This is a genomic window from Mycobacterium sp. (genome assembly GCF_044370595.1).
Taxonomy (GTDB): Bacteria; Actinomycetota; Actinomycetes; order Mycobacteriales; family Mycobacteriaceae; genus Mycobacterium.
The window spans coordinates 1-3,327 of record NZ_JBILVF010000233.1 but is presented as its reverse complement, the minus strand read 5'-3'; the positions used below and the strand labels follow the sequence as shown (position 1 = coordinate 3,327).

General features: G+C 67.6%; 4 protein-coding genes and 1 pseudogene. 3 read left to right on the top strand and 2 right to left on the bottom strand.

Going from position 1 to position 3,327, the window contains the following annotated elements; genetic code table 11:
- Positions 1-137: 137 nt before the first annotated feature.
- From ADBZ5N_RS18135 to ADBZ5N_RS18125, 3 genes and pseudogenes are all read left to right on the top strand, one after another.
- Complete coding sequence (locus tag ADBZ5N_RS18135) at positions 138-1,301, top strand: steroid 3-ketoacyl-CoA thiolase (protein ID WP_526259864.1); 1,164 nt, start codon at positions 138-140, stop codon at positions 1,299-1,301.
- A 4-nt stretch (positions 1,302-1,305) separates the two neighbouring features.
- Positions 1,306-1,668: pseudogene (locus ADBZ5N_RS18130) on the top strand (DUF8021 domain-containing protein); the annotation flags it as partial.
- 90 nt (positions 1,669-1,758) lie between these two features.
- Entirely contained in the window at positions 1,759-2,154 is a 396-nt protein-coding gene (locus ADBZ5N_RS18125; protein ID WP_526259868.1) for a nitroreductase family deazaflavin-dependent oxidoreductase, read from the top strand.
- Between the two features lie 83 nt (positions 2,155-2,237).
- Here ADBZ5N_RS18125 and ADBZ5N_RS18120 read toward each other — a convergent pair whose 3' ends face one another.
- A complete protein-coding gene (locus ADBZ5N_RS18120; protein WP_526259862.1) occupies positions 2,238-3,155 on the bottom strand; it encodes an SDR family oxidoreductase in 918 nt (305 codons plus the stop codon).
- An 8-nt stretch (positions 3,156-3,163) separates the two neighbouring features.
- A partial coding sequence (locus tag ADBZ5N_RS18115) for an SDR family oxidoreductase (RefSeq protein ID WP_526259866.1) occupies positions 3,164-3,327 on the bottom strand: 164 nt, incomplete at its 5' end.

Sequence of the window (3,327 nt, the reverse complement as noted above, 5' to 3'; positions counted from 1 at the left end):
GTGGGGCGACGGCATGACTGTGCTCCTCGATCAACGACATGTTCTAGTGCCCAGTAAAACATGCCTCCACCACAGACAAAAGGCATCGAGACAACCTTGCTTGTCAGGGTACTGAAACGTGTTCTAGCCTGGCGATCATGGGTAACCCTGTCATCGTCGAGGCCACCCGCAGCCCGATCGGCAAGCGCAACGGCTGGCTGTCCGGACTGCACGCCACCGAGTTGCTCGGCGCGGTGCAGAAGGCGGTGGTGGACAAAGCCGGTCTGGACCCCGGGCAGGTTGAGCAGGTGATCGGCGGCTGCGTCACGCAGTACGGCGAACAGTCCAACAACATCACCCGGGTGGCGTGGCTGACAGCGGGACTCCCCGAGCAGGTGGGAGCAACCACGGTGGACTGCCAGTGCGGCAGCGCGCAGCAGGCCAACCATCTGATTGCCGGGCTGATTGCCGCCGGGGCCATCGACGCCGGGATCGCCTGCGGGATCGAGGCGATGAGCCGGGTGGGTCTTGGGGCAAACGCCGGACCCGACCGTGCCAGGATTCGGTCGGAGTCCTGGGACATCGACATGCCGGATCAGTTCACCGCCGCCGAGCGGATCGCCAAGCGCCGCGGCATCACCCGAGCCGACCTCGACCACCTGGGGCTGATCTCCCAGCAGAAGGCCAAGCGCGCCTGGGATGAGCAACGGTTCGACCGGGAGGTCTCCCCGATCGAGGCTCCGGTCATCGACGAGAACAAGCAACCCACCGCCGAACGCCACATGGTCAGCCGCGACCAGGGCCTGCGCGACACCACCGCCGACGGCCTGGCCGCGCTCAAGCCGGTGATGGAAGGCGGACTGCACACCGCCGGAACCTCGTCGCAGATCTCCGATGGTGCGGCCGCGGTGCTGTGGATGGATGAGTCCGTGGCACGAGCGCAGGGCCTCACCCCACGAGCTCGTATCGTCGCCCAGGCCCTCGTGGGCTCCGAACCGTACTACCACCTCGACGGCCCGGTGCAGTCCACCGCCCGGGTCCTGGAGAAGGCCGGCATGAAGATGGGCGACATCGACCTCGTCGAGATCAACGAGGCGTTCGCCTCGGTGGTGCTCAGCTGGGCGCAGGTGCACAACGCCGACATGGACAAGGTAAACGTCAACGGCGGCGCGATCGCCCTGGGCCACCCGGTGGGCAGCACCGGCAGCCGGCTGATCACGACGGCCCTGCACGAACTGGAGCGCACCGGTCAGAGCACGGCCCTGATCACCATGTGCGCCGGCGGAGCGCTGTCGACCGGCACCATCATCGAGCGGATCTGAACCCATCATCGGCGACGCCGAGCGGATCGCGGCGGCCCAGGCCTACATCGACGCTCTGGTCAGCAAGGACGGCACTTCGGTGCCGTTCGCCCCGGACTGCACCCGGGTGGAACAGGGAGTCAAGAACGGCTTCTCCGGAAGTCACCTGCGGCGCAGCCTGACTCGCGGCCCGCAGTACCGGATCATCAGCGCGACAACCCCGCCGGAGTACACCGTGATCGGGGACGCGGTGCGGGCCCGCTACACGGTGCTCACAAAGCTGTCGGTCGGTGGACGGCGCGCTGCCGCGCATGTGGACGAGACCTTCCTCATTCCGCCCTCGGACGGCCTGATCCATCACATCCGGGTTAGATTTCATCCCACCATCGCAAGGAGCGACGCCGTGTCGAACAAGTCCGGGCCCAAACCCCCACCGCGGGGACTGAATTCGCCGCAGACCAACACCATCATCAAGTGGATGTCGCGGGCGCAGACCTGGATCTACCGGAAGACCGACGGCCGGCTCGGCGGCACGTTTCTCCAGGGCGCGCCGGTGGCGCTGTTGACGACCACCGGCCGCAAGAGTGGTGAGCCCAGGGTCAGCCCACTGCTGTATCTGCGGGAGGGCAACCGGATCGTGCTGGTGGCCTCGAAAGGCGGATCGGCCAGCAACCCGATGTGGTACGCGAACCTCAAGGCCGACCCTAAGGTCTCCGTTCAGATCAAAGACGAGGTGCTGCACCTGACCGCGCGCGACGCCACCGCGGAGGAACGGGCGCGGTACTGGCCCAAACTCGTCGAGATCTACTCCAGTTTCGACGACTACCAAGCCTGGACTGACCGGGTGATCCCGGTCGTCATCTGCGATCCCTAGCTGCCGACCTTCGCCCGTGGAGCGACGGTCGGCGCCGTGCATCGCGCTGGGGTGACGCTCGGCGGGGTGGTCAGGCTGGGTGGTCAGGCGCCGTACACCGGAACCGGCGGTCGCGCCTCGGCGAGCAGTCCACGCACCACCGGACCCAGTTCGCCCGGCTCCCACCGCGCGCCCTTGTCCACCGCGGGTCCGTGCTGCCAGCCCTCGGCGGCACGGATGATCCCGCCCTCGACCTCGAACACCCGGCCGGTGACATCACCGGACTCGGCACTGCCGAGCCACACCACGAGCGGGGAGATGTTCTCCGGCGCCATCGCGTCGAAACCGTTCTCCGGCTTGGCCATCATCTCGGCGAACACCGTCTCGGTCATCCGGGTCCGCGCCGAGGGTGCGATCGCGTTCACGGTGACCCCGTATCGGCCCATCTCGGCCGCCGCGACCAGCGTGAGCGCGGCGATGCCGGCCTTGGCGGCGCTGTAATTGCCCTGACCGACACTGCCCTGCAATCCGGCACCGGAACTGGTGTTGATGATCCGCGCGTTCAGACTCTCGGCGCTGGCCTTGCCCTCCTTGACCAGTCCACGCCAGTACGCGGCCGCATGCCGGGTCGTGGCGAAGTGCCCTTTGAGGTGTACGGCGACGACGGCGTCGAACTCCTCCTCGCTGGTGTTGGCGATCATCCGGTCGCGGACGATCCCGGCGTTGTTGACCAGCACGTCGAGGCGGCCGAAGCTCTGCACCGCGGTCTGGATCAATCCGGCGGCCTCGGTCCAGTCCGCCACATTGGCTCCGCTGGCCACGGCTTGCCCACCGGCGGAGCGGATGTCGTCGACCACGGCCTGCGCGGCGCTGCCGCCCCCGGCCGGTGATCCATCAAGACCGACACCGATGTCGTTGACCACCACATGGGCTCCTTCGGCGGCGAACGCCAAGGCATGCGCCCGGCCGATCCCCCCGCCGGCCCCGGTGACGATCACCACCCGCCCGTCAAGCAGTCCCATGTCTCTCCTCAGTTTCTGTTGGCGCTCGATGCTGACAAGTAGGGTGGCGGCTCACCGCCACCGTGCGCCGGCAGCACCGCCCCGCTGATGTAAGACGCAGCGTCGGAGGCCAGAAATGCTGCAGCCCAGCCGATTTCGTCCGGCCGGGCCAATCTGCCCAGCGGAACCGTCG

What these genes read in the sequence shown, in the direction of transcription:
- ADBZ5N_RS18125 (WP_526259868.1), top strand. Translation starts at nt 1,759, where the DNA reads ATGTCGCGGGCGCAGACCTGGATCTACCGGAAGACCGACGGCCGGCTC.
- ADBZ5N_RS18135 (WP_526259864.1), top strand. Translation starts at nt 138, where the DNA reads ATGGGTAACCCTGTCATCGTCGAGGCCACCCGCAGCCCGATCGGCAAG.
- ADBZ5N_RS18120 (WP_526259862.1), bottom strand. Translation starts at nt 3,155, where the DNA reads ATGGGACTGCTTGACGGGCGGGTGGTGATCGTCACCGGGGCCGGCGGG.